The 589-nt window shown below is 37.7% G+C and carries 1 protein-coding gene; it reads right to left on the bottom strand.

Annotation, left to right across the window (positions count from 1 at the left end):
• A partial coding sequence (locus tag ACFFIT_RS09430; protein ID WP_385877408.1) for a DDE-type integrase/transposase/recombinase occupies positions 1-469 on the bottom strand: 469 nt, incomplete at its 3' end.
• Positions 470-589 lie beyond the last annotated feature (120 nt).

Below are 589 nucleotides of genomic sequence, written 5' to 3' on the forward strand. Positions count from 1 at the left end.
GCGCTTCTAACATTGCCTTCATACTCTGTCCTTTCATAGGAGAGCCGTTATCCGAATGAATCACTAGCTGTTTAGGTTGGAGATTCTCTTTTTCATAAATATCTTGTATCAATAAAGAGGCATTCTCTGCACTTTCTGAATCAAAAACTTGCCATCCCGTGATGTATTTATCAAAGATATCAATGTACATATAGAGATAGAAGTACTGTCCTTTCACATTGGAATTCAAGTAAGTAATATCCCAGCAATAGACTTGATTGCTCGCCGTTGCCACAAGCTCATTGGGTTTATTTGACGCTCTTGGTTTTCTCGTACTGCCACGATGAGTATTTTGTCCACTTAATCTCATAAAACGATAGAATGTCGATTCTGACGCAATATAAATACCCTTATCATCCATGAGTCTCGGTACGATTTGAATAGGCGATAGGTGCTTATATTCTTCGCAATTCAGATAACGATTCAGCATGTGGTACTCAAATTCTGAGAGTTTATTTTTAGGCTCAAAATAGGTGCGATGTTATTTCAATCGCTTATCTACATTAAGACTGAGGTCTTTATTCTTCCTCCATCTGAGGTAAGTTGCATA

It is taken from the genome of Thorsellia kenyensis (assembly GCF_042432445.1).
Classification (GTDB): domain Bacteria; phylum Pseudomonadota; class Gammaproteobacteria; order Enterobacterales; family Thorselliaceae; genus Thorsellia; species Thorsellia kenyensis.